This is a genomic window from Pseudomonadales bacterium, from assembly GCA_024234165.1.
GTDB lineage: Bacteria > Pseudomonadota > Gammaproteobacteria > Pseudomonadales > UBA5518 > UBA5518.
The window spans coordinates 441,223-463,643 of the sequence record JACKOP010000002.1; the positions used below are offsets into that span (position 1 = coordinate 441,223).

Annotated in this window: 22 protein-coding genes and 3 tRNA genes; 9 read left to right on the forward strand and 16 right to left on the reverse strand. The window is 64.0% G+C overall.

Features of this window, described 5'->3' with window-relative positions; all coding sequences use genetic code 11:
- Positions 1-16 precede the first annotated feature (16 nt).
- The 3 genes from H7A12_07695 to H7A12_07705 all read right to left on the reverse strand — a co-directional run bounded on the left by H7A12_07695 (position 17) and on the right by H7A12_07705 (position 4,370).
- The gene (locus tag H7A12_07695; protein ID MCP5320695.1) at positions 17-1,198 is read right to left on the reverse strand and encodes an acyl-CoA dehydrogenase family protein; all 1,182 of its coding nucleotides are present in this window, start codon (positions 1,196-1,198) and stop codon (positions 17-19) included.
- A gap of 123 nt (positions 1,199-1,321) precedes the next feature.
- Positions 1,322-3,775, reverse strand: coding sequence for a CoA transferase (locus H7A12_07700; GenBank protein ID MCP5320696.1), 2,454 nt, complete (start codon positions 3,773-3,775; stop codon positions 1,322-1,324).
- 292 nt (positions 3,776-4,067) lie between these two features.
- Positions 4,068-4,370 carry a hypothetical protein gene (locus tag H7A12_07705; GenBank protein MCP5320697.1) on the reverse strand — a complete coding sequence of 101 codons (303 nt, stop codon included), beginning with the start codon at positions 4,368-4,370 and terminating at the stop codon, positions 4,068-4,070.
- A gap of 341 nt (positions 4,371-4,711) precedes the next feature.
- Here H7A12_07705 and H7A12_07710 point away from each other — a divergent pair, with 341 nt between their 5' ends.
- From H7A12_07710 to H7A12_07730, 5 genes are all read left to right on the forward strand, one after another.
- Complete coding sequence (locus H7A12_07710) at positions 4,712-5,668, forward strand: electron transfer flavoprotein subunit alpha/FixB family protein (protein ID MCP5320698.1); 957 nt, start codon at positions 4,712-4,714, stop codon at positions 5,666-5,668.
- Positions 5,669-5,680: 12 nt separating this feature from the next.
- Entirely contained in the window at positions 5,681-6,121 is a 441-nt protein-coding gene (locus tag H7A12_07715) for an OB-fold domain-containing protein (protein MCP5320699.1), read from the forward strand.
- A 1-nt stretch (position 6,122) separates the two neighbouring features.
- Positions 6,123-7,316 carry a transporter gene (locus tag H7A12_07720; GenBank protein ID MCP5320700.1) on the forward strand — a complete coding sequence of 398 codons (1,194 nt, stop codon included), beginning with the start codon at positions 6,123-6,125 and terminating at the stop codon, positions 7,314-7,316.
- Between the two features lie 68 nt (positions 7,317-7,384).
- Positions 7,385-9,340 (forward strand): 4Fe-4S dicluster domain-containing protein, encoded by a 1,956-nt coding sequence (locus H7A12_07725; protein MCP5320701.1) that lies wholly within the window; start codon positions 7,385-7,387, stop codon positions 9,338-9,340.
- Between the two features lie 37 nt (positions 9,341-9,377).
- Positions 9,378-9,818 carry a nuclear transport factor 2 family protein gene (locus tag H7A12_07730; protein MCP5320702.1) on the forward strand — a complete coding sequence of 147 codons (441 nt, stop codon included), beginning with the start codon at positions 9,378-9,380 and terminating at the stop codon, positions 9,816-9,818.
- A gap of 245 nt (positions 9,819-10,063) precedes the next feature.
- Here H7A12_07730 and H7A12_07735 read toward each other — a convergent pair whose 3' ends face one another.
- The 3 genes from H7A12_07735 to H7A12_07745 all read right to left on the reverse strand — a co-directional run bounded on the left by H7A12_07735 (position 10,064) and on the right by H7A12_07745 (position 12,236).
- Positions 10,064-10,693 carry an SRPBCC family protein gene (locus H7A12_07735; protein MCP5320703.1) on the reverse strand — a complete coding sequence of 210 codons (630 nt, stop codon included), beginning with the start codon at positions 10,691-10,693 and terminating at the stop codon, positions 10,064-10,066.
- 69 nt (positions 10,694-10,762) lie between these two features.
- A complete protein-coding gene (locus tag H7A12_07740; protein MCP5320704.1) occupies positions 10,763-11,011 on the reverse strand; it encodes a DUF3297 family protein in 249 nt (82 codons plus the stop codon).
- A gap of 76 nt (positions 11,012-11,087) precedes the next feature.
- Positions 11,088-12,236, reverse strand: coding sequence for a helix-turn-helix transcriptional regulator (locus H7A12_07745; GenBank protein MCP5320705.1), 1,149 nt, complete (start codon positions 12,234-12,236; stop codon positions 11,088-11,090).
- Between the two features lie 76 nt (positions 12,237-12,312).
- On the opposite strand from H7A12_07745, the gene H7A12_07750 reads away from it, so the two are divergent.
- The 4 genes from H7A12_07750 to H7A12_07765 are packed head-to-tail and all read left to right on the forward strand — an operon-like array spanning position 12,313 to position 15,467.
- A complete protein-coding gene (locus tag H7A12_07750; protein MCP5320706.1) occupies positions 12,313-13,299 on the forward strand; it encodes a thiamine pyrophosphate-dependent dehydrogenase E1 component subunit alpha in 987 nt (328 codons plus the stop codon).
- 19 nt (positions 13,300-13,318) lie between these two features.
- On the forward strand, positions 13,319-14,287 hold the full coding sequence (locus H7A12_07755) for an alpha-ketoacid dehydrogenase subunit beta (protein ID MCP5320707.1): 969 nt from the start codon (positions 13,319-13,321) through the stop codon (positions 14,285-14,287).
- A 21-nt stretch (positions 14,288-14,308) separates the two neighbouring features.
- Positions 14,309-14,575, forward strand: coding sequence for a biotin attachment protein (locus H7A12_07760; protein ID MCP5320708.1), 267 nt, complete (start codon positions 14,309-14,311; stop codon positions 14,573-14,575).
- A 40-nt stretch (positions 14,576-14,615) separates the two neighbouring features.
- Positions 14,616-15,467 (forward strand): SDR family NAD(P)-dependent oxidoreductase, encoded by an 852-nt coding sequence (locus H7A12_07765; protein MCP5320709.1) that lies wholly within the window; start codon positions 14,616-14,618, stop codon positions 15,465-15,467.
- A 65-nt stretch (positions 15,468-15,532) separates the two neighbouring features.
- Here the strand turns inward: H7A12_07765 and H7A12_07770 are convergent.
- From H7A12_07770 to H7A12_07815, 10 genes are all read right to left on the reverse strand, one after another.
- Positions 15,533-15,619 (reverse strand) — tRNA-Leu (locus tag H7A12_07770).
- Between the two features lie 38 nt (positions 15,620-15,657).
- A tRNA-Cys gene (locus tag H7A12_07775) sits at positions 15,658-15,731 on the reverse strand.
- Positions 15,732-15,777: 46 nt separating this feature from the next.
- Positions 15,778-15,853, reverse strand: a tRNA-Gly gene (locus tag H7A12_07780).
- A gap of 61 nt (positions 15,854-15,914) precedes the next feature.
- Entirely contained in the window at positions 15,915-16,490 is a 576-nt protein-coding gene (pgsA, locus tag H7A12_07785) for a CDP-diacylglycerol--glycerol-3-phosphate 3-phosphatidyltransferase (GenBank protein MCP5320710.1), read from the reverse strand.
- Between the two features lie 30 nt (positions 16,491-16,520).
- Entirely contained in the window at positions 16,521-18,347 is a 1,827-nt protein-coding gene (gene uvrC, locus H7A12_07790) for an excinuclease ABC subunit UvrC (protein MCP5320711.1), read from the reverse strand.
- Positions 18,344-19,009, reverse strand: coding sequence for a response regulator transcription factor (locus tag H7A12_07795; protein MCP5320712.1), 666 nt, complete (start codon positions 19,007-19,009; stop codon positions 18,344-18,346). The genes uvrC and H7A12_07795 overlap by 4 nt, the downstream gene beginning before the upstream one ends.
- Positions 19,010-19,169: 160 nt before the next feature.
- A complete protein-coding gene (gene murB, locus H7A12_07800) occupies positions 19,170-20,177 on the reverse strand; it encodes a UDP-N-acetylmuramate dehydrogenase (protein MCP5320713.1) in 1,008 nt (335 codons plus the stop codon).
- Between the two features lie 5 nt (positions 20,178-20,182).
- On the reverse strand, positions 20,183-20,656 hold the full coding sequence (locus H7A12_07805) for a low molecular weight phosphotyrosine protein phosphatase (protein MCP5320714.1): 474 nt from the start codon (positions 20,654-20,656) through the stop codon (positions 20,183-20,185).
- Positions 20,653-21,417: a 3-deoxy-manno-octulosonate cytidylyltransferase gene (gene kdsB / locus H7A12_07810; protein MCP5320715.1), complete on the reverse strand. Its 765-nt coding sequence runs from the start codon at positions 21,415-21,417 to the stop codon at positions 20,653-20,655. The genes H7A12_07805 and kdsB overlap by 4 nt, the downstream gene beginning before the upstream one ends.
- Complete coding sequence (locus H7A12_07815; protein ID MCP5320716.1) at positions 21,414-22,400, reverse strand: tetraacyldisaccharide 4'-kinase; 987 nt, start codon at positions 22,398-22,400, stop codon at positions 21,414-21,416. The genes kdsB and H7A12_07815 overlap by 4 nt, the downstream gene beginning before the upstream one ends.
- Positions 22,401-22,421 lie beyond the last annotated feature (21 nt).

Genomic DNA, 22,421 nt, shown 5'->3' on the forward strand with positions numbered 1-22,421 from the left:
CGCGCGACTCTCCCGCTCAGAAATTCTTCGGCAGGCCGAGGCCGCGCTTGGAGATGATGTTCTTCTGCACCTCCGAAGAGCCGCCGCCGATGGTGTCGATCACGGTATACGTGTAGCAGCTCTCCGAGCGCCCTCCGAGTGGCGCGTCCGGCGTGCCCAGCGCGAGCTGCGCACCAGGGCCGACGATATCCATCGTCGCGTTGGCGACACGCAACGAGAGTTCGGTCGCGTACAACTTGTAGCAGGACGCCTCCACGGTCGGCGTCTTGTTCGAGTGCATCGCGGTGCAGACGAACTTCACGCCGAGCAGCTTGCCGACTTCACACTCGGTGGCGAGCTGCGCGATGCGCTGACGGATCACCGGGTCATCCTTCAGTGGCTTGCCATCACGCGTAGCGGTCTTCACATGATCGCACAGCAACTCGACACGTCCGCGGATCGGCGCGAACGTGAACAGCGTGAAGCGTTCGATGTCGAGCGCCTCGGCGATGTACTGGAAGCCCTTGTTCAGTTCGCCCACCCGGTATTCGTCGGGAACGTAGACGTCGTCGAAGAACACCCCGTTGGTACGCTCGCCGCCCATCGTCGGCATCGGGTGGATCGTGAGTCCCGGATGATTCATCGGCACCAGGAACAGGGAGATGCCGTGATGTTTCGGCGCATCCGGATCGGTGCGCGCACCGACCCAGTACCAGTCGGCGAAGTGGGCCGAGGTGGTGAAGATCTTCTGGCCGTTCAGCACCCAGCCAGCATCCTTGCGCTCGGCGCGCAGGCGCATCGCCGCAGAATCCGAACCGGCCGACGGCTCCGAGTAACCGACGGCAAACTCGACTTCGGCATCCAGGATCTTCGGCAGGAACTCTTTCTTCAGCTTTTCGGAGCCGACCTTGATCAGCGTCTTGCCGATGATGCCCACACCCTTGCCGATCTGCGGCGCCCCCACCGAGGACAGCAACTCGTTCAGCAGGTATTCGAAGAAGCCCTCACCATCCTGGCCACCGTACTCCTTCGGCCAGGTGAGACCGAGCCAGCCGCGCTCGGCGACCTTCTTCATGAATGCGCGGCGCTCCGGGGTATCGCAGACCTGCGCCATGTTCTCGCGCGTAACGTCCATCACGAGCGGGTCGTGGTTCTCGCGCAGGAATTCCTTGACCTGGCGGATGAAATCGCGTTCTTCAGCGGTAAACTCGAAGTCCATGGTGCTGTCCCCGTCCTGTCTGCGCTTGTGCGGTAAAACTTGGATTGTAACGAGGTGAGCTGCTGCGGGATCAGCGCCGCAGCGCACCTGAACCGGCCAAATAGGTATCCGATACGGACATCGTCAGCTTGACTGCGCCTGTCCGTTCTCCACCTCGATCGCGCCTGCCACGACCGCCGCATCGTACTCTTCTGCAGACAGTCCGAGAAGGTCGCGAAACACGTCCTCGTTATCGTGCCCCCGTGCATGACCGGCGTCGCGCGTGCGCCCCGGCGTGCCGCTCAGTCCGAGTGGAATTCCCGGCGCAAGCACCATTCCCTTGGCATGATGGAAGATGCGCTCGAAATAACCGCGCGCCTCCAGATGCGGATCCCGCTCGAGCTGATCCTCTACATCCTGTACCACCCCGGCAGCAATCCCGGCACGCGCCAACTGGTGCATCACGTCGTAGCGATCGTGCAACTCGGTCCATCCGGATATCAGCGTGTCCAGTTCTGCTGCATTGGCGATTCGCGCCTCCACGTCGGCAAAGCGCGGATCATGACGCCACTGCTGGTTCCCGGTGATGATGCACAAGCGTTCCCAGGCCGCCTGGTCCCTGATCGCGATCACGCACCAGCGATCGTCGCCGAGACAGGGATAGCAGCCCTGGGGAGCATGGGTGCGCGCTGCATTGCCCTGGCGCTCGGGGTCACGGTCTTCGGCGAGCGCCTCGAGCATCAGCGGACCGATCGAGGCAATCGTCGCCTCGAGCTGTGCGAGATCGATTCGCTGTCCCTGTCCGCTCGCGTCGCGGTGACGCAACGCCGCGAGGATCGCCACCAGCCCGTACAGCGCGCTCAACGGGTCCGGGTACGCGAACTGCGTCATCGTGCAGGCGCGGTGCCCAAAACCCGAGGCCGTGCCGATTCCGGACAGGGTCTCGATATTCGGCCCCCAGGTCACGTAGTGCTGGTCAGGACCGCTCTCGCCATAACCGGTGCTGCTGAACAGGACGAGCCCGGGCTTCAGCCGCTCCAGCACGTCGAACCCGAGTCCCAGCTTGGTGAGAACACCGGTGCTGTTGTTGTCGATCACCACGTCGCTGGCTGCAACCAGGCGGCGCGCCAGTTCGGTTCCGCGCGGATTCAGGAGGTCGAGCGAAACGAAACGCTTGCCGCCATTCCAGTCGGTGAACCACGGCGACATCTGCGGCTGGATCCCGCGCTCGGGTTCACGCGGCGGAATGTACAACCGGGTCACGTCGGGAAATGCCTTCGATTCGACCTTGATCACGTCGGCGCCGCACCAGGCGAGAAAACGTCCGATCCACGGACCCGCCATCCCGGCAGTGAACTCGACGACACGCAGCCCCGCCAGCGGTCCGTCAGGCGGGGCACTGTGCGTGCGCGGTATCGGGTGCGGTGCCCTCGCACGCCAGCGCGCGAGGGCGGCGTCACCGGAACCCGGCAGCGGCGAACCGTGCGCGATCCGCGCCGGCGTACGCGAAAATCGGTACGGTGGTCCGGGAAAACGCAGCGTGCTGCCGTCGGCCTGCGGCACATCGACGAAGAAGTCGCGCGCCGCGAGATGCCGGTCATGTGCCACGCCGCGCAGTGAATACAGTGGCGTCATCGCGAGGTGGCGCTCCTGCGCCTCGCGGTAGAGCTGCTCGACCGTGAAGCGCGCGGCGTGTTCACCGATGAAGATGTCGATCAGTTCGCGGTACGGTTGGCGCACCAGCGATGGCCCTTCGAACATCGGATCGAGGATTTCCTCGTTACCGGTCGTCTCATGCACCCAGCGCGCCAGCGTCTTCCAGTGCAACGGGCGGTTGACCATCAGGAAGATCTCGCCATCGGCGCACGCATAGGTACCGGAAGGCACCGAAGAAAACGTGGCCGTACCGAAACGCTTCGGCACCAGGCCGTCGTCGAGCCATTTGCCGATGCCACAGATACTGCTCGCCGCGAGCATCGCTTCCTGCAACGAGATATCGATGTGCTGACCCGCGCCACCGTCGGCCACATGACGCAACGCAACCAGACTGCTTACCGCGGCCAGCGTAGACCCCACCACGAACGACTGCTCACCAGCCAGCACCACCGGGGGGTCGCGCGGGTCACCGGTGACGACCATTGCCCCTCCCATCGCCATCGCAACGATGTCTGCCGCCGGATAGTCGCGGTGCGGACCACTCTGGCCGAACGGGGTGATCGAGGTCAGCACCAGCGCCGGGTTCACCTCGTGCAGACGCTCCCACGAGAGCCCCAGCGCCGCCAGTCTTCCCGGTGGCAGGGTCTCGATCAGCAGATCGGCGCTGCGCACGAGCTCGAGCAGCAACTCACGTCCGGCATGGGTCTCCGGATCGAGCGTCACGCTGGTCTTGCCGGCATTCACATAGCGCTCGATGTAACCATCGGAACACGTACCCGGCGGATACGGGGCGAGCCCACGCACGGCATCGCCACCGCGTGGCTCCAGACGCATCACCTCGGCACCCAGATCAGCCAGCAGGCGGCCGCAATAGGCGCCCTCGGGGCCGCCGAGTTCGAGCACCCGCAAGCCGTTCAGTGCGGAGACGGTGCCCAAGCTCATGACAGCGAGGACCGCCGCTCGCCACGTACACCACCGATCCAGGCCTGCGCCGGTATCTGCCCGACCGCGCTTCCGTTCACCGCGATGCGCGCCGGGGGAAAGTGGAATGAAATGCGGTTTCGTGAGTGAAATTTGCTGGTCGTGGTCATTGTGGTGCTCGCGGCTCTGGTCTGTTCAGCGGGGTGCTCCGCCAACACGGAGGGGCGCTTCTGCAGCGGGCAGTGAAGATAGCCCTCGTCAACCACGTCGATGCACTGCGTGCGTCATCGTCAGCGCACGCAGTGAACCGGAGTCAGTCGGACGATGGAAGCGGCTTGGCCTCTTTCAGAACGAGCGCTTCACCGTTGGCTGCCAGTGAGCCGTCACCGGGCTTCACGCACAGCAATTCGAGATCACCGGCCGTGTTCACGTACCGCTTGCCGAGCAAGGTACCCGCATCGGCACCGGCAGCCGGAGCCCCACCCGCAGGAGGTGTTTCAGCGCTGCCGACCATCGGCGCACCGCCACAGCTCAGTTCTACCTCGCCCGCCGGCGCTGCAATCACCATCACTTCGGCCTTGCACACGGCGCTGCGCATCCGCGTACCCGCCTTCAGAATCGCCATAAACTCACCCTGTCGAAATAATCTGGTGCAGCTCCCCATCGTCCTGCGGGAGCCGCCTGTTTTCGTCTCTGCCACGCGGGAGTGTGGCGCCTCTCCCATTCATGTCATCGCGTGCGTCCGGATGCGCCTGCCGGGCTCGAGAGGCAGTCACAAAGCCCTCCGAGCATCGACATGACTGGCGCGGGACAACATACACCGCAGCCGCTGGACCCTGTATCACCCTGTCCGGATATGAGACGCTCAAGTCCGGATATGATTCGCCGCGAATCGGCCGCCCGCGAATGGCGGCAATTAGACTGTGCCACCGGTAAAAAACGCAAGGAGTCCGGGCCATGAGCGTCGTGCTGTGCAGTTGGGGTGATGCCATCGAGGGTGGCACCGAGGAGACGCTGTCGCTGGCGCGCCGTGTCGCGCAAGCAACCGGCCAGGAACTGGACTGGCTGGTGATCGGCGCGCTTGGCGAAGCCGCAGCAAGCATCGCACCGCAGCATGGCGTGGTGCATCTGGATCGCGTTGCCGAAGCTCCGTCGGGACCAGACGGTCTCGTCGCAGCCATCGCGGCGTACTGTGCCGAGCACAAGCCGCAGACCATTCTGTTCAACCAGACGCTGCCTGCGCGCCTGATCGCACCGCGACTCGCCGCGCGCCTGGGCGTGCCGGTGGTCACGAACGGCTTCGACGTGAGCGTCGCTGACGGTGGCGGACTCGACGTTCGCGCCACGGCCTATGGCGGCGATACCCACGTGGTGTACCGACTCGCCGCACCCGTGAACGTGATCTCTATCGTCAGCACCACCCTGCTCGCCGAGCCTGCCTCTGCACCGACCAGCACGGTCACGCGCTCGATCGCCGCCGGGCCGGCAACGCCCGAGCGATTCGCCGTCGTCTCGGCGCCGAAGGCCACCGGCCCGCGCCTCGAGGATGCCGACATCATCGTCTCGGGCGGACGCGGACTCGGCAGCGCCGCGAACTACGAAATGGTGAAGGAATTCGCCGGGCTGATCGGCGCCATGCACGGCGCCTCGCGTGCAATCGTCGATGACGGCTGGATCGACTCCTCGCGCCAGGTCGGACTGACCGGCAAGATCACTCGCCCCGGCCTCTATATCGCGGTGGGCATCTCCGGGGCCAGCCAGCATATGGCTGGCTGCTCTGCAGCGAAGACCCTCGTCGCGATCAACAAGGACCGCGACGCATCGATCTACAGGTACGCGCGCTACGGCATCGCAGCGGACTGCCTCGAGGTGATGCCGGAACTGATCAAGATCGCCAAGGCCAACAAGAGCTGAAGGAGGTTCAGCATGTCGGAAGAGAAAGTACCCTGTGTACCAGGGCTGTTCAGCGAGGAAGGCGGCGTGGCACGCGTGCACGGCTCGCGTTGCGCCGGTTGCGGCACACCGTATTTCCCGCGCTCGGCCGCGTGCCACAATCCGGATTGCACGGATTCGCGGATGGAGGACTGCAGTTTCGGCGGCGCCGGCAAGCTGTGGAGCTTCTCGGTTGCCGATTTTCCACCGCCCCCACCGCACAAGTACGACAAGCCTTTTGTCCCCTACGCGATCGGCGTGGTCGATCTCGACTGCGGGCTGCGCATGATCGGCCAGATGGTCGACCAACCGGCGAACGTGACGGTCGATGCGCGCGTCGAACTCGTGATCGGCACCCTCTACCACGAGGACGGCAAGGCGTTCACTTCGTGGAAATTCAGGCAGCTCGCAGCAGATGCGGGAAGGAGTAACTGAGATGCAGGAAGTCGCCGTACTGGGAGTCGGTCTCCACCGTTTCGGAAAGACCGGTGACGATATCGTCGGAAACAAGTCCGTAACCGAACTCTGCCGCCACGCAGTCGACCAGGCTCTGGCCGACGCCGGTGTTTCCTGGAAGCAGATCCAGGCCGTATGCGCTGCCAGCTCGCGGTTCTCGGGCGGCAAGGGCTGGGGACTCAACGGCAACGACGTAGTCGAGGACATGGGTTCGACCGGAGTTCCGGTCTACAACATGTCGGCCGGTTGTGCTGCCGGTGGCAACGCGTTCAACGTCGGCTACGCGATGGTCGCCGGCGGCGTCTACGACATGGTGCTGGTCGTCGGTGGCGAGGTGATGCCGAAGGGCATGATCCAGACATCCGGTGTCGAGGAAGTCACCGACCCCGAATTCCTGCGCCAGCGCTGCGTCGGCATGCCTGGTCCATCGTTCTGGGCCACGCTGGCACGCCGGCGCATGCACGAGATGGGCACCACCGAGGAGCAGTTTGCACAGGTCACGGTCAAGGCACGCAAATGTTCGGTGCACAACCCGTATGCACGCTTCCAGAAGGAAGTCAGCCTGCAGGAAGTGCTGGCTTCACCATACGTCAGCAACCCGCTGCGCCTGTTCGAGATCTGTCCGGTGTCGAACGGCGCTGCAGCGGTGGTGATCTGCTCACGGGCGAAGGCAAAGCAGTTCACCAGCAATCCGGTTCTGGTCGCTTCGAGTGCGGTCGCAACGATGACTTTCGACGATGCCCTGCCACGCGGCCTCGCTGGCCCGGCACCGCAAGGTGCGAGTCTGCACACCGAGGCACGCGCCGCCGTGACGCGGGCTTTCGAGCTTGCCGGGATCGGCCCGCGGGACGTAAGCGTCACCGAGCTGCAGGACAACACCTGCTACTACGAACTGGCGTTCCCCGAGGAATGGGGTCTGTGTCAGCCGGGCGAGGCAGAGCGCCTGCTGGTGGCGGGAGAGACCGCACCGACCGGTCGCATGCCGATCAACCCATCGGGAGGCTTCGTCTCCTTCGGTGAGGCAACGACCGCGATGGGTGTGTTCCAGATCGCCGAGTTGACCTGGCAACTGCGTGGCCAGTCGGGCGGAAGGCAAGTGCCGAATGCACGCGTCGGACTGGCGCAGACGCTCGGCCTCGGCGGCAACGCGACCGCCGCCATCCTGAAGAAATGAGGCAACGCAGCGGATATACTTCGGCGCATTAACGAGACGGACCCTCCGCAATGCCCGAAATATCCGCTGTGAACTACCTCCTCCTCACCCTGGTGCTGGCGGGAGCGCTCGCCAGCCTGGGGCGCGGTCTGATTGCACACTGGAAGCGCGTCGAGCACGGCAAGCCCCTTTTCGGGCCACGTGTCGATCGCGCCAGCGTATCCGACAGGATCAACTGGCCCGCCTTCGTGTCGCGGGCGATGTTCACTTCCCGTCTCAAGGATCGGCGCTGGTCCGGTATCGCGCACGGAATGCTGTTTTCCGGCGCCCTGGTGCTGATCTTCGGCCACGCCGTGTACGCACTCAGCTTCCTCGGCGTACCGGTCTATACCGGCTGGTTCGGCTTCCTGGTCATGGAACTGGGGCGCGAGATCGCCGGCATACTGATGTTCCTCGGGGTGCTGTTCTTCCTGGTGCGTCGATTCTTTCCGCCGGAGCGCCTGACGGCACGCGCCACCCGCAAGGGCTTCGAACGCATGGAAGCGCTGATCCTGATCACGGTGATCCTTGGTTTCGTGGCCGAAGGCTTCCGGCTGGCGGTCGAGCCAACCGGAGGCAGCGAATTCGTGGGCAACACGCTCGGTGCCTTCCTGCGCGAGCACTGCGATCCCGATGCACGCCTGTTCGGATTCAAGCTGCTGTGGTGGGTACATAGCCTGTTCGGTTCGGCGTTCCTCGCGCTGATCGCCTGGACCCCGATGTCGCACATGCTGCTCGGCCCGGTGAACTCGGCGCTGGCAAACCGGCGCAACGGTGTGAACCTGCCGGCGATCGATTTCGACGTCGAAGAAGACACCGACGGCAACCCGATACGATTCGGGGCGGCCCGGCTCACCGATCTCACGCAGAAAAACCTGCTCGACGCGTCGGCGTGCCTGTGGTGCGGACGTTGCCACGAAGTCTGTCCTGCCGCGCAGACGGGCAAGGACCTGTCACCGAAGAAGGTGATGACGACCTGTGCCGAGTTCATCGCCGACAACCGTTTTGACGACGACTCGCTGATCGACGTGCTTGGCCGCGAGGCGATGTTCAACTGCACCACCTGTGCCGCCTGCGTGCAGGTCTGTCCGGTCAGCAACAACCCCGCCGAAGTGATCCTGGAATTCCGCCGTCACTTCGTGATGGAACTGTCTTCGATGCCGGACACGATGGCGGCAGCGAACCGCAACATGGAGTCACGCGGGCATCCGTTCGTCGGCACCGGCGCGAACTTTGCCGACTGGCGCAGCGGACTCGATGTGCCGATCTTCGAACCGGGCAAGACCGAATACCTGCTGTGGATCGGTTGCTCGAACGCCTACGAGCCGCGCGGGCAGGAAGTCGCACGTGCGATGGCGCGCATTCTGGATGCGGCAGGCCTGTCGTGGGGAGTTCTGGAGAAGTCCGGATGCACCGGCGACCCCGCCAAGATGATGGGCAACGAGATGCAGTTCGTCGAGATGGCGCAGGAGAACATCGAGCAACTGCACGGACAGCAGGTGCAGAAAGTCATCACGATGTGTGCGCACTGCTTCAACAGCTTCGACCGCTACTACCCGGAACTTGGCGCCAACTGGCAGACGATTCCGCATTCGGTGCTGATCGACCAGTTGATCGAAGACGGGCGCTTGCAGATCGCATCGCGTACTGACGAAAAGATCACCTTCCACGACCCCTGCTACCTTGCGCGCCACAACGGCATCATCGACCAGCCGCGACGCGCGCTCGCAGCCATAGGCGAACTGATCGAGATGCCGCGTGCACGCGAGCAGAGCTTCTGCTGTGGCGCAGGCGGCGGCAACTACTGGGGCGGCCAGGGCGGTACCGCGCGTATCAGCGATGTACGCACCGAAGAAGCCATGCATACCGGTGCCGGCATGATCGCAACCTCGTGCTCCTTCTGTACCCTGATGCTGACCGCCAGCGCGGGCAAGCACAGCGAGGAACGCAAGGTCTTCGACGTCGCTGAGCTGGTCGTCGATCGCATCCGCATCATCGAAGGCTGAACGCCCCCGGCAGCCGCCTGCACGCGGAGGCACGTGCTTGGACGACATCACCGATACCGTCCGCCGTCTCGCCGATCTGGAGGCGATCCGCGATCTGGCACGGCGCTACGCACATCATGTATGGCAACGCCAGCCACTGGAAGCCGTGGCGCTGTTCGCCCGCGATGGTGTCATGGACCTCGGAGCGGACGGGCGTATCGAAGGCATCGAGCGATTGCGCGCGGTATACGGCGAGAAGGTCGCGGGCGACTCGCTGCTGCAGCCCTATGTGCACAACCACGTGATCACGCTCGACGGGGACCGCGCCAACGGAGTCTGCTACCTCGACCTGCGCTGCCGGCGTGACGGCCAGAGCCTGATCGGAGCCGGCTTCTACGAGGATCGCTACGTGCGCGAAGACGGCGTGTGGAAGTTCGCCAGCCGCCGGCTGGAGCTCTGCTACCTGGTGCCTGCCGGCGCGCAATGGCAGCAACCCTGATCCATCCGGCGGAGTCGTAGGCGCCCTTGTCGAGACTATCGCAAAAACCCTTTGCCCCTTGATGACATGACCGGAGCGTGACGACGCCTTCGCATCGGGAGGCGTGTGCCGCAGGGATGCGGCACTCGAACCTGCGGGGATGCATTTACGGCGTCCCACCGGTGCGAAGGCGTTGTCACGCACCTCGCAACGTTTTGCGACATCCTCGGTTGACGAACCAGCCGGATTTCTCGTCTTGCCCCGTTTCAGGAACGCCCGAACAGACGCCGGAAGAAACCACGGATCGCGCCCCAGATCACGTTCCACACGACTTCCAGGACGTTGATCGAATCCTCCTTGACCACCGGTGGCGCTACCGGAGCAGCGGCGCTCGCCGCACCCGCCTCGGTGGCAGCACCTGCAGCGCCGGCAGCAGCAGCCTCTGCGGTCTCCAGCGAAGCTTTCACGTTGGCGACGAACTTCTGGATCACCTGCTTCGAGACGCCTTCGATCATGCCGCGTCCGACCTGGACGATGCGCCCGGTCAGATCCACGTTGGATTCGCAACGCACATCGGTCGAACCGTCCGGCAAGGCTTCCAGATTCGCCGAAATCGTACCCGTCACGGTCCCGCCACCCTTTTCCTTTGCCTCCGCAAGCAGCGTCAACTGATGCGCTGCGTCGTCGAGCGTGGTGAACGTCATCGTGCCATCGTAGCTCGCCGTGATCGCCCCCACCTTCAGCTTCACGGTACCGACGAAGCTCTTGTCGTCGATCATGCGCGCCAACGAAGCACCCGGCATGCAGCCAGCCAGGCTTTCTGGCGTCTTCATGAAGTTCCAGACCTTCTCGACCGGAGCAGCTACGCGAAACGATTCCTTGATCTCGATTGCCATGTTCTCACCTTCATCACTCGAAGAAATGTGACCGCGCTGATGTTCACCAACATCGCACATCAGACCCGGTCAAGCCACCGTCACATCACGAAAGTACGGCTCCACAACGCCCTTGAGCTTGATCGTCATGGCGTTGCCCTTGCGATCCACTGCCTTGCCTGCCGGTACGCGCACCCACCCCTCGCTGACACAGTATTCCTCGATGTTGGTGCGCTCCTTGCCGTTGAAGCGAATGCCTACGCCACGCTCGAGCGCGTTCTTGGAATGAAACGGACTACTCGGGTTCACGCACAGGCGATCGGGTGGCATATCACTCATTGCAGGCGACTCTCCGCAGCATTTCGGTCAGGCTGCGCATTCTCGATACTTCGGCGGCCACGGGCAAGCCGATTCGTCACTGTCCCGCCCTTCCCTGCGGCAAGCGGGCCGAAGTCTGCGCAATCAGCGACACCAGTTCGGACTGGCGATGCAGCCCTGTCTTCCTGAAGATCGAATACAACTGGGTGCGTGCCGTTGCCCGCGTGATCTGCAGATCGGCTGCCGCCTCGTCGATGGTTGCCCCGCTCGCGAGCCTGGCCGCGAGCTGCGCCTCGGCGCGCGTCACACCGAGCAGTTCACGCACCAGCTCCGCCGGTATCGGACTTCCAGGCTCGGGCTGCCCGACATACACCGCGACGACCGGTGCGTGATCGGCACGCAGATCCGCGGGCGATCGCAACAACCGCACCGCGAGTGCCATACCAGGCAACCCCGGACCGCGAGCAATCGTGATCACTTCGGGCAAGCGCTTGCGTCGGTCGAGCTGCGCCTCGCTCGCGTTGCGCGCGTCGTCGAGAATCCGCAGCAGCCGTTGCTGCGCTGCGTCGCTGGCGAGCAGCAGTCGTCCATGGCGCACCGTCAGACCGGCGCCGGAAGAAAGCAGCGCCATGGCACTGCGGTTCGGCTGCTCGATGCGACCGGTCGCATCGAGCAGGAACGTCGCGACACCAAGCCCGTCCAGCGCGTCGTTGAACTCGATTCCCTCCACCTGCAACCGATGCACGTGATCAAATATCTCGACGGCCTGGCGCAGATGAGGCACCAGCGCCTCGACCAGTTCACGTGTCGGACCACCGAAATCACCACCTTCCGGCCCTCGACACAGGCGCAGCCGTGCGCTGTAGCCAGCCTGTGTCTGCACATCGGCTCCAAGCACGAAGCCAATTCCCCAGGTGCGCATGAAGTCGTTGTAGTAGGCATTCTGTTCGATCGCCCGTGCACCGACGAACTCGTGCAGGCTCATGACCTGCCCTTCCGGAAGGTTCAGCATGGGTTCATGCGCGAACAACTGCTCGCGATAGACACTGCTGATCTCGGGCCGGCCACCGACGACGCTGAGCAGGTTCACGGCCGGCGAATTGGGCGGCGCCAGTATGATCAGCGCAACCAGGCTGCCGGTTTCACCACGCACCCTGTCCAGAAAGCGCTCCCACGGCGGCACCTCGATCACCCCCGCGTAGAGCTCTCTGAGCAGTTCGGACTGCGTGGTCAAGGATACGGTCATACAGCAAGTGGATGATGTGGGACCCGGAGTTGCAGTATATGCTTCCGACCATCACAAAAGTCAGTGAGGACACCTCATGAGCCTGCAAGCAGACCAGCGGCGGGAAGCCTACCGACGCATGCTGTCGATCCGGCGTTTCGAGGAAGCGCTGCCGAAACGTATCGCTGCGGGCGAGATTCCGGGGGCCGTGCATTCGAGTGTCGGCCAGGAAGCGACTCTCGTCGGTGCCTGCATGGCTCTGCGTGACGACGACTACATCACCGGCACGCATCGCTCGCACGGACACCCGATCGCCAAGGGTGCCCGGCTTGCGCCACTGATGGCCGAACTGATGGCGCGCGCCACGGGTGTCTGCAAGGGACGCGGCGGCTCGATGCACCTGGCCGACACCAGTGTCGGCATCATCGGCGAATCGGCAATCGTCGGCGGTGGCATTCCGCTCGCCACCGGCGCCGGGCTCAGTGCCTTCGTGCGCGGAACGGATCAGGTGAGCCTGGCCTTCTTCGGCGACGGTGCGGCGAACCAGGGCGTTTTGTACGAATGCCTGAACATGGCAGCGATCTGGAAACTGCCGGTGATCTTCTTCTGCGAGAACAACCTTTACGCGGCCACCACGCCGATGCTCACGACACACGCGCAGCCCGATATCGCCAGGCGCGCCGAGGGTTTTGCCATCCCGGGTGTGATCGTCGACGGGCAGTCGCTCGATGCCGTCTACGCAGCAACGTGCGAAGCGGTTGCACGCGCGCGCCGCGGTGAAGGACCGACCCTGATCGAAGCCAAGACCTATCGTTTCGACGAGCACGCGATCGGCGTCTTCATGCCATCGCACTACCGTGCGGAAGAGGAAGTCGAACGCTACCGCCGCGAGCGCGATCCTCTGATCCTGTACCGCAACAGTCTGCTGCAGGCAGGACACGCGGAGACCGAAATCGGCAACATCGAGACGGCTGTAGAACGCGAGGTCAGCGAGGCAGTGGATTTCGCACGCAAGAGTCCACACCCCGACCCGGCAAGCGTGTACGAGCACCTGTACGCCACCCCCATCGGCCAGCGCGCCTGAGCAGCACGGAAACGCACCCATGGAAACCACCGAACTCACGTATCTCAGCGCGATCCTGGAAGCCGAAAGAGAGGAGATGGAGCGCGACCCCAACGTCATCCTGATCGGCGAGGACATCGCGCTCTACTCCGCCAGCGGCGTGCTCGGCAAGCTCGACGCGAAACGCACATGGAACGCCCCGATCTCCGAGCTCGGCTTCTCGGGCATGGCGATCGGTGCCGCGATCACCGGGTTGCGTCCGATCGTCGACCTGACCATCGCCAGCTTCGTCTACCTCGCCAGCGACCAGATCATCAACCAGGCAGCCAAGCTGCATTACATGACCGGCGGGCAGGTGCGCGTGCCGGTCGTGTTCCGCATGTCGATGTGGCACAACGGGGCGAATGCCGCGCAGCACTCGGATCGCCCGTACCCGATGTTCATGAACGTGCCCGGCCTGAAGATCATCGCGCCGGCGACGCCGAGCGACATGAAAGGCATGCTGAAGAGCGCGATCCGCGACGACGATCCGGTGATCGTGTTCGAGGACAACGACCTCTGGAGCAAGAAAGAACAGGTGCCCACCGATCCGGATTGTCTGGTGCCGCTCGGCAAGGCTGCGGTGAAGCGCGAAGGAAGCGATGTAACCATCGTTTCGGTTGCCGGCTGCCTGCTGCACGCGTTGCCTGCCGCCGATCTGCTCGCCAAACAGGGCATTTCCGCCGAGGTGATCGACGTGCGCAGCCTAGTGCCGCTCGACAAGGAAACCATCCTCGCCTCGGTGAGCAAGACCGGGCGGCTGGTTGTCGTCGATTATGCGAACCGCACGCTGAGCGCTGCTTCCGAGATTGCGGCGATCGTCGCCGAGGAAGCCTTCGACACGCTGAAGGCGCCGATCCAGCGCGTGACCACGCCCGACGTGCACATCCCGTTCAGCCCGAAGATGGAGCGGCCGCTGTATCCGAACAAGGACAGGATCGTCGCGGCGGCAACCAGTACCATCCGCTGATTTCTTTCAGGAGAACACGTCATGGCATGCAAGATCGTACTGCCCAAGTGGGGCATGGGAATCAACGAAGGCACGATCCTGAAGTGGCTGAAGGCCGAAGGCGACATGGTGAGCGAAGGCGAGCCGGTCGTCGAGATCGAAACTGCGAAGGCAGTCGAGGAGTCACCAGCACCCGAAAGCGGTCGCCTGGTGAAGATTCTGGTACCGGTTGGCGAGACGGTGGAGACCTTCACGACGATCGGAATCATCGCCAACGACGGCGAGGATTACAGCGACCTGCTCGATTGAGCCGGCAAGCACGACGACACAGCCAGCGGAGGCAGGATCAATGGGTGAATGGGCAGACAAGGTTTGCGTCATTACCGGCGCGGGCAGCGGCATCGGCGGCGGACTCGCACGCCACGCAGCAGGACTCGGCATGCACGTGATCGGCACCGATGTCGACATGACAGGCCTGGCAGAGCTGGAGCGTGAGCTGCGGGCGCGTGGCCAGTCGATCGAAACCAGACGCCTCGACGTGCGCGACGAGCAGGCGGTCGAGGAACTCGCACGCGAGGTATTTGCACACCACGGAAAGGTGAACCTGCTGTTCAACAACGCAGGCGTACTCGTCGACGGCAAGAGCTGGGAGCGCCCGCTGCGCGACTGGCGCTGGAGTTTCGACGTCAATGTGTTCGGCATCATCCACGGCATCCGCAGCTTCGTGCCACGGATGCTTGCGCAGGGTGCTTCGGGACGCGTGGTCAACACGTCGTCACAGGGCGGTCTGCTCGGTGGCGGCACGTTCATGGGGCCGTATCAGGCGAGCAAGCATGCGGTAGCGGTGCTCACCGAAACGCTCTACGCCGAACTGGAGCTCGAAGCGGCACCGATCACCGCGTCCTGCCTGTGCCCCGGCGAAGTGGCAACGCATATCTGGAGTTCGGATCGCCTGCGACCCGAAGAGGAGCGGCGACAACTCGGCAGCGCAGCCGAACAGCAGTTCCACGACACGGTTGCCGGCGTGGTCGAAAGCGGACTGACCCCGGATCAGTTCGCGGTAGAGGTATTCGCGGCGATCGAAGCCGGCAAGTTCTGGATCGTCCCTTCAGGGGAGTTTTTCAGAAGCACGTTCCAGGCACGCAGCCGCAGCATTCTCGAAGGCTTGCCGCCAGCCACGACGGCAGACGTCGCACAGTGAACCGGGGCTGAGCCAGGCATCTGCCCTCGGGCTGATGGTGCGATCGGGTCGCTGATCGATCCTGATGGTGCCCGGAGCCGGATTCGAACCGGCATGACCTCGCGGCCGGGGGATTTTAAGTCCCCTGCGTCTACCTGTTTCGCCACCCGGGCGGTGGTTGCCAGCAGGATCGTACGGGAAAATGAAGAATTGGAGGCGCGGGTCGGAATCGAACCGGCGTACGCGGAGTTGCAGTCCGCTGCATAACCACTCTGCTACCGCGCCGAACAATCGTCTTGCATGCACCTCCCGCGAGGGAGGTCGTAAAGATTGGAGCGGGAAACCGGTCTCGAACCGGCGACCTCAACCTTGGCAAGGTTGCGCTCTACCAACTGAGCTATTCCCGCGTACTGCGAAGGCCTGCGTATTCTAGTGCGTGAAGAGGCGCTGTCAACCCGATGAATACGCTCAATTCGCAGGTCCTGGCCGGTTTGCTGCAGCACTGAGATCGGCCCACGCCGCACGCAGGTAGACCACTGCCGACCACAGCGTCAACACCGCAGCAGCGCAGAACAGCACAAAGCCGCCCACCAGCCACTGTCCACGGACTCCGGGTTCTGCAGCCACCAGCAGGATGATCGCCACCATCTGCAGGAACGTCTTGAGCTTGCCGAGCCACGACACCGCAACGCTGGTCCTCTTGCCGATTTCAGCCATCCATTCGCGCAGCGCCGAAACGAGAATTTCGCGCCCGACCACAACCAGTGCCGGCACGGTGAACCACGCGCTGTCGAACCGGCTCACCAGCAGCACGATCGCGATCACGACCATCAGCTTGTCGGCAACCGGATCGAGAAACGCTCCGAACAAGGTCGACTGATTCAACCGCCTGGCCAGGTAACCGTCCAGCCAATCGGTGAGCGAAGCCAGGACGAATACCGCCGCAGCCGCCAGATAACTCCACGTGAACGGCAGGTAGAACAGCACCACGAACACCGGGATCAACGCGATGCGAAACAGCGTCAGTGCATTTGGAATATTCATGAGCGCCTCGGCAGAGCACGTGGCGCAATTCTATTGCTTATGGAAGGCTCCATAAACATCCTCGGCGATCCTGCGATCGATGCCGGGGACGCGCATGAGTTCCTCGAGGCTCGCGTTCTCGATACCGCGGATACCCCCGAAATGGCGCAGCAGTTCGCGCCGCCGCTTCGGCCCGACCCCGGGTATCTGCTCCAGCGCTGACGCGGAGCTCTTCTTCGCACGCCGTTTCTGCAGCGCTCCGATCGCAAAGCGGTGCGCCTCGTCACGCACGCGCTGGATCAGATGCAGTGCACTCGAGTCGGGAGCGAGTGCGAGTTCACGCCGTTCGCTGCCGACGATCAACGTTTCCAGCCCCGGCTTGCGCGTACTGCCTTTTGCGACTGCAACGACGGTGAGACCCTGAATCTGCAGATCCTCCAGCACTGCCAACGCCTCGGCAAGCTGTCCCTTGCCGCCGTCGATCAGCAACAGATCCGGCAGCCGCGCTTCGCCTGCCTTGAGTCGCGTATAGCGTCGCGTCAGCGCCTGACGCATCGCCGCGTAGTCATCGCCTGGCGTGACGCCCTCGATGTTGAAGCGACGGTAATCCGATTTCAGCGGACCGCTGCTGTCGAACACCACACACGAGGCAACCGCGAGCTCACCCCCGCTGTGGCTGATGTCGAAGCATTCGATGCGCTCGGGAACGCTCTCGAGCGCCAGCGCTTCCTGCAACTCACCGAGCTGCTCGTGGATGCGCTGGCGATTCGCCAGATAGCCACCGAGATTCTGCTGCGCTGCCTGGATCGCAAGCTTCTGCCACTGGCTGCGTTCGGCCCGGACCCGCGCACTCAACGTAACCTTGTGTCCCGCAGCCTCGGCCAGCGCGGCCTCGAGCAAAGTGGCATCGGGCAGTTCCTCGGCGAGCAGGATCTCGCGTGGAATTTCACGTTCGCCTTGCGCTCCCAGATAGAACTGCGGCACGAACGCTGCAAGCACCTCCGCCCCCGTCTCCTCGAGCCGGCAGCGTGGAAAATAGCTGCGACTGCCAAGAACACGTCCGTCACGCACGAACAGCACATGCACGCAGGCAGCGCCTGGTCCGGCTGCGGCAGCAATCACGTCCACAGTGCCGCCACCGCTCTCGATGAATTGCCTCTCGCGTACCGCCTGCAGTGCACGAATCTGATCGCGCAGCTCTGCCGCACGTTCGAAATCCAGCACTGCGGCAGCCCGCTCCATCGCATCGGCGAGTTCCTGCACGAGCTCACTGCTGCGCCCTTCGAGAAACTGCGCCGTGTGTCGCACGGCCTGGGCGTAATCAGCCTCGCTGATCAAGCCGACACAGGGCGCCGAGCAGCGGCCAATCTGATACTGCAGACACGGTCGTGAGCGATTGCGGAAAAAGCTGTCCTCGCACTGACGTACGCGAAAAACCTTCTGCAGCAATGACAGACTCTCACGTACCGCCGTCGTGCCGGGAAAGGGTCCGTAATAGTGCCCCGCCGCACGTCGTGCGCCACGATGGAACGCGAGACGTGGAAAGGGTTCACCCTCGGACAGGAAGATGTACGGATAGGATTTGTCGTCGCGCAGGAGGATATTGAACGGCGGGTGCTGGCTCTTGATCAGGTTCTGCTCCAGCAGCAACGCCTCCGTTTCGCTGCCGGTCACGGTGACCTGGATCTCGGCGATCCGCGACACCAGCACCGCCGTCTTGCCGCCGACGCCACGGTCGTGAAAGTAACTCGCTACGCGCTTGCGCAGATTGCGCGCCTTGCCAACGTACAACAGCGCACCGGCGGCGTCGTACATCTGGTAGACACCCGGCCGCTCGGTCAGGGTGCGCAGGAAGGTCGTCGCGTCGAATCCGCTCACGGCGGGTGTCCGGACGGGTCGGGATCCCGCACCCCGGATACACCGTACGCAAGTGCCAGTTTCGTCAGCCCGATATCGCTGTCGATACCGAGTTTCTCGAAGATGCGGTAGCGAAAGGAGTGCACGGTCTTCGGTGCGATGAACATCTGCTTTGCAATCCGTGGCGTATGGTACCCGGCCAGCAGCAGTGTACAGACCTGCATCTCGCGCGCCGAGAGCGTATCGAACGGGTTGCACGACGGTTCGTTGATGGCATGGGCCCGATCACCACGTCGATGCGAGACGAGTGCGCGACGAATCGTCGCTCCCAGATCCGCAACGCGCACACTCTTGCCCACGCACGCTGCGATATGACTCTGTTCCAGGCGCTGCCACGGTTCACTGTCCCAGGCGGTGACAGCGATCACGCAAGTCTGTGGATGCGTGATGCCAATCCGCCGTGCAGCTTCGAGCCCACCCATGCCGGGCATGCGCAGATCCATCAGCACCACGTCGGGCAGCTTCTCGCGTACGAGGCGGATGGCCTCCTCGCCACTCGCCGCCTCACCGAGGACGCGCATGTCGGGAAGTTCCGCCAGCGCGCTGGTCACGCCACGGCGCACAAGATCGTGATCGTCCACGACGATCACACCGATATAGCGGCTCTGCAGTTCGTTCGGCATACCAGTTCCCTCCTGCGTCCTTGTCCCGGGGATACGGCTGAATTGTCTGCCGCAAGACTCCTGTCATTGCAGCGTGAACGAGCATATGCGAAGCAGGATGGCGCCGTCGTGATCCATTTGGATCATATTTGGGCAAAATCTACCTCGCCCGATGCACCTTTCAGTAGATTGCCGGTTCGATACGCAACTCGACACCGAAGCGGACGTGAACGGCATCGGCGATGCGCCTCGCCAGCGCCAGCACCTGTGCCGCAGTCGCCCCGCCAGCGTTGACCAGTACCAGCGCCTGGCGCTCGTGTACGCGTGCCGGTCCTTCCCGCAGGTGTTTGCCGCCCGCCTGCTCGACCAACCACGCGGCAGCCAGCTTGACCCGATCGCCGTCCGCCCAGCACACCACGTCCGGATGGTTTGCCCGCAACGACTCGAAACACGCGCGGTCGATCACGGGGTTATGAAAGAAGCTGCCGACGTTGGGCAGCACCTCCGGGTCCGGCAAGCGTGCACGACGGATGGCGAGCACCGCCTGCAGCACCGCAGCCGGAGACGGCGCCATGCCGGGATCGAGCGCCGCACGCAGTGCCGGGTAGTCGGCCTGTACGGCAGCATGGCGCGGCAGCCGCAACGTCACATCGGTGATGACCAGTTGCTCGGCCAGCGCCTCCTTGAAGATGCTGCACCGGTAACCGAAACGACAATCGGAACGCGAGAAGACGCGACGCTCTCCATTCACGCGATCGCTCGCCGTCACCTCCTCGACGAAAGCAGCCAGTTCGACCCCGTAGGCACCGATGTTCTGCACCGGCGCAGCACCGACCGTTCCGGGTATCAGCGCGAGATTCTCCAGGCCATGCCAACCGCGCACATGACACGCAAGCACGAACTCGTGCCACGACGTCCCGGCCGCAACGCGCACCCGTACCGCCTCGGCGCCCTCGTCCAGTACCTGCTCACCGCCCATGCGCATCAGCAACACGCAGCCGGCGATTCGCTCGTGCAACACCACGTTGCTGCCGGCACCGAGTACGCGCACGGGCAAATCGCGCGCGCGAGCGAACGCCAGCGCCTCGGCCAGCTCCTCGTGCGTGGTAACGCTGGCGCACCATTGTGCACGCGCCGGCAACCGCAGCGTGTTGCAGTGCGCGAGCGATGCATCGGCAATGAACTGCATGCGCTTCAGAGACGTGTGGTACGGATATGCGCGAGCAGCGCGTCGGTCGCCTCCTCGATCAGATCGAGTACCGCCTCGAATTCTCGCTCGTCACCGTGGTAGGGGTCAGGCACATCGAGCAGGCCACTCGAGCCAAAAGGCAGCAGCAACTGGGGTCTCGTCACGCCGGTACCCGGTCTGAGTCGCTCGAGATCGGCAAGATTGCTGCGATCCATCGCGAGCACGAAGTCGAATCGCCGGAAATCCCCGGGAAGCACCTGCCGCGCACGCAGCATCGAGAGATCGTAGCCGCGCTGCGCGGCGTGACGCTGCGAGCGCCGATCCGGCGGCTCACCCAGATGCCAGTCACCAGTGCCCGCCGAGTCGATATGCAGCCGCGAATCCAGCCCCAGCGCACGCGCCTTGTGCGTGAACACGGCGTCCGCCGTCGGCGAGCGGCATATGTTTCCCAGACAGACGAAAAGCACGCCGACCGTCATTGCTCATCCCGCAGCAGGCGCTCGATACGCTGCAGATCCGCTGGCGTGTCGACACCCCCGGGAACCGCAACACGAGCGTATGCCACATGAATCGCCTCGCCATGCTCGAGCGCGCGCAACTGCTCCAGCGACTCGAAGGCCTCGAGCGAACCGGTACGCCAGCCAACGAAACGGTGCAGGAAAGCGGCGCGGTAGGCATAGATACCGATATGACGTCGTGCCGGCAACCCCGCCGGCAGTTCCGCACGTGAACGTGCGAACGCATCGCGAGGCCACGGGATCGGCGCCCGGCTGAAATAGAGTGCCCGCTCGTCGCTGGCGCAGACGACCTTGACCACGTTCGGATCAAGAAATTGTGCGGCGTCGACGAGCGGCTCGCACAGCGTTGCAATCGCACACTGCGGATGCGCCGCCAGGTTGAACGCAACCTGGTCGATCACCTCGGGTGGGATCAGCGGCTCGTCACCCTGCACGTTCACGACGATCTCGTCTGCACCCAGACCGAGCACGGACACCGCCTCCTGCAGACGGTCGGTCCCGGAAGGATGCGTCGCCGACGTCATGCAGACGTCGGCACCGAACGCGAGTGCCGCATCGCGGATACGCACGTCTTCGGTGGCAACCACCACCCGCCGGGCTCCGCTGCGACACGCTCGCTCCCACACATGGCGCAGCATCGGACGCCCCACGATATCGAGCAGCGGCTTGCCGGGCAGGCGAGTGGACGCAAAGCGTGCCGGAATGACGACAGTGAAACTCACGGAATCGGCCTCGGATTGTGGCTGGCGACGTGACGCAGGACCACTTCGGCGAGCGTGCGGGGCAACTGCGCCTCCACACCGAGTGCAAGCCAACCAGGCGCAGCGAAGCTGCGACACTTTACTGCATCCTTTTCGGTCATCACAACGCGCAGCGCATCCCCGAACTGCAGATCCTGCACACGGAAATGATGATGGTCCGGGAACGGGTGCTCGATCGGATCCAGGCCGAGCATCCGCAGTGTCGTGAAGAAACGTTGCGGGTTGCCGATGCCCGCCACCGCATGCACACGTTCCCCGGCTGCAGGCTCTCCCACCGGCGCAGGCGCATCATCGACCACACGTCGCCACGTTGCAGGCTGCAAGCGCAGGTTCGCGTGGACGATCACGCCGGGTGGAGCAGGCGCATCGCCGTTCGCCACCACGCAATCCACCTCCGACAGGCGCTGCGGCGGTTCGCGCAGCGGCCCCAGCGGCAAGCAATGCCCGTTGCCGAACCAGCGTGTCGCATCGAGCACGCAGATCTCCATCGTGCGCGCCAGGCGGTAATGCTGCAGACCATCGTCGGCAAGAATCACGTCCACCGGCGTTGCCGCCAACAGCGCAGTTGCAGCCTGCGCACGGTCACGCCCGACCCACACCGGACCGTCCACGCGCAGCGCCAGCAACAACGCCTCGTCCCCGCAGTACCTCGCCTCACCATGGGCCGTGACGGCGAGCGGCGTGCGCACGCGTCCACCGTGACCACGACTCACGACGCCGACGCGCAAGCCCTGTTCGCTCAACAGGCGTGCAAGTGCGATCACCAGCGGCGTCTTGCCAGTACCTCCGACCGTGATATTGCCGACGACGATCACGGGCACGGGCAATGCCCGTGCAGCGCGAGACTGACACTCGCGGCGTCGACGCGCCAACGCGATGAAAACCCGCTCCAGCGGTCGCAACAGACGAGCGCCCGGCGACGGCACCGTGTGCCACAGCGCCATCAGTCGCGACTCGAGCGCTGC

Excerpts from the sequence above, each read along its gene's own strand:
- H7A12_07695 (MCP5320695.1), bottom strand. The coding sequence starts at position 1,198 with ATGGACTTCGAGTTTACCGCTGAAGAACGCGATTTCATCCGCCAGGTC.
- H7A12_07700 (MCP5320696.1), bottom strand. The coding sequence starts at position 3,775 with ATGAGCTTGGGCACCGTCTCCGCACTGAACGGCTTGCGGGTGCTCGAA.
- H7A12_07710 (MCP5320698.1), top strand. The coding sequence starts at position 4,712 with ATGAGCGTCGTGCTGTGCAGTTGGGGTGATGCCATCGAGGGTGGCACC.
- H7A12_07715 (MCP5320699.1), top strand. The coding sequence starts at position 5,681 with ATGTCGGAAGAGAAAGTACCCTGTGTACCAGGGCTGTTCAGCGAGGAA.
- H7A12_07720 (MCP5320700.1), top strand. The coding sequence starts at position 6,123 with ATGCAGGAAGTCGCCGTACTGGGAGTCGGTCTCCACCGTTTCGGAAAG.
- H7A12_07735 (MCP5320703.1), bottom strand. The coding sequence starts at position 10,693 with ATGGCAATCGAGATCAAGGAATCGTTTCGCGTAGCTGCTCCGGTCGAG.
- H7A12_07740 (MCP5320704.1), bottom strand. The coding sequence starts at position 11,011 with ATGAGTGATATGCCACCCGATCGCCTGTGCGTGAACCCGAGTAGTCCG.
- H7A12_07745 (MCP5320705.1), bottom strand. The coding sequence starts at position 12,236 with ATGACCGTATCCTTGACCACGCAGTCCGAACTGCTCAGAGAGCTCTAC.
- H7A12_07750 (MCP5320706.1), top strand. The coding sequence starts at position 12,313 with ATGAGCCTGCAAGCAGACCAGCGGCGGGAAGCCTACCGACGCATGCTG.
- H7A12_07755 (MCP5320707.1), top strand. The coding sequence starts at position 13,319 with ATGGAAACCACCGAACTCACGTATCTCAGCGCGATCCTGGAAGCCGAA.
- H7A12_07760 (MCP5320708.1), top strand. The coding sequence starts at position 14,309 with ATGGCATGCAAGATCGTACTGCCCAAGTGGGGCATGGGAATCAACGAA.
- H7A12_07765 (MCP5320709.1), top strand. The coding sequence starts at position 14,616 with ATGGGTGAATGGGCAGACAAGGTTTGCGTCATTACCGGCGCGGGCAGC.
- pgsA (MCP5320710.1), bottom strand. The coding sequence starts at position 16,490 with ATGAATATTCCAAATGCACTGACGCTGTTTCGCATCGCGTTGATCCCG.
- H7A12_07795 (MCP5320712.1), bottom strand. The coding sequence starts at position 19,009 with ATGCCGAACGAACTGCAGAGCCGCTATATCGGTGTGATCGTCGTGGAC.
- murB (MCP5320713.1), bottom strand. The coding sequence starts at position 20,177 with ATGCAGTTCATTGCCGATGCATCGCTCGCGCACTGCAACACGCTGCGG.
- H7A12_07805 (MCP5320714.1), bottom strand. The coding sequence starts at position 20,656 with ATGACGGTCGGCGTGCTTTTCGTCTGTCTGGGAAACATATGCCGCTCG.
- H7A12_07815 (MCP5320716.1), bottom strand. The coding sequence starts at position 22,400 with ATGGCGCTGTGGCACACGGTGCCGTCGCCGGGCGCTCGTCTGTTGCGA.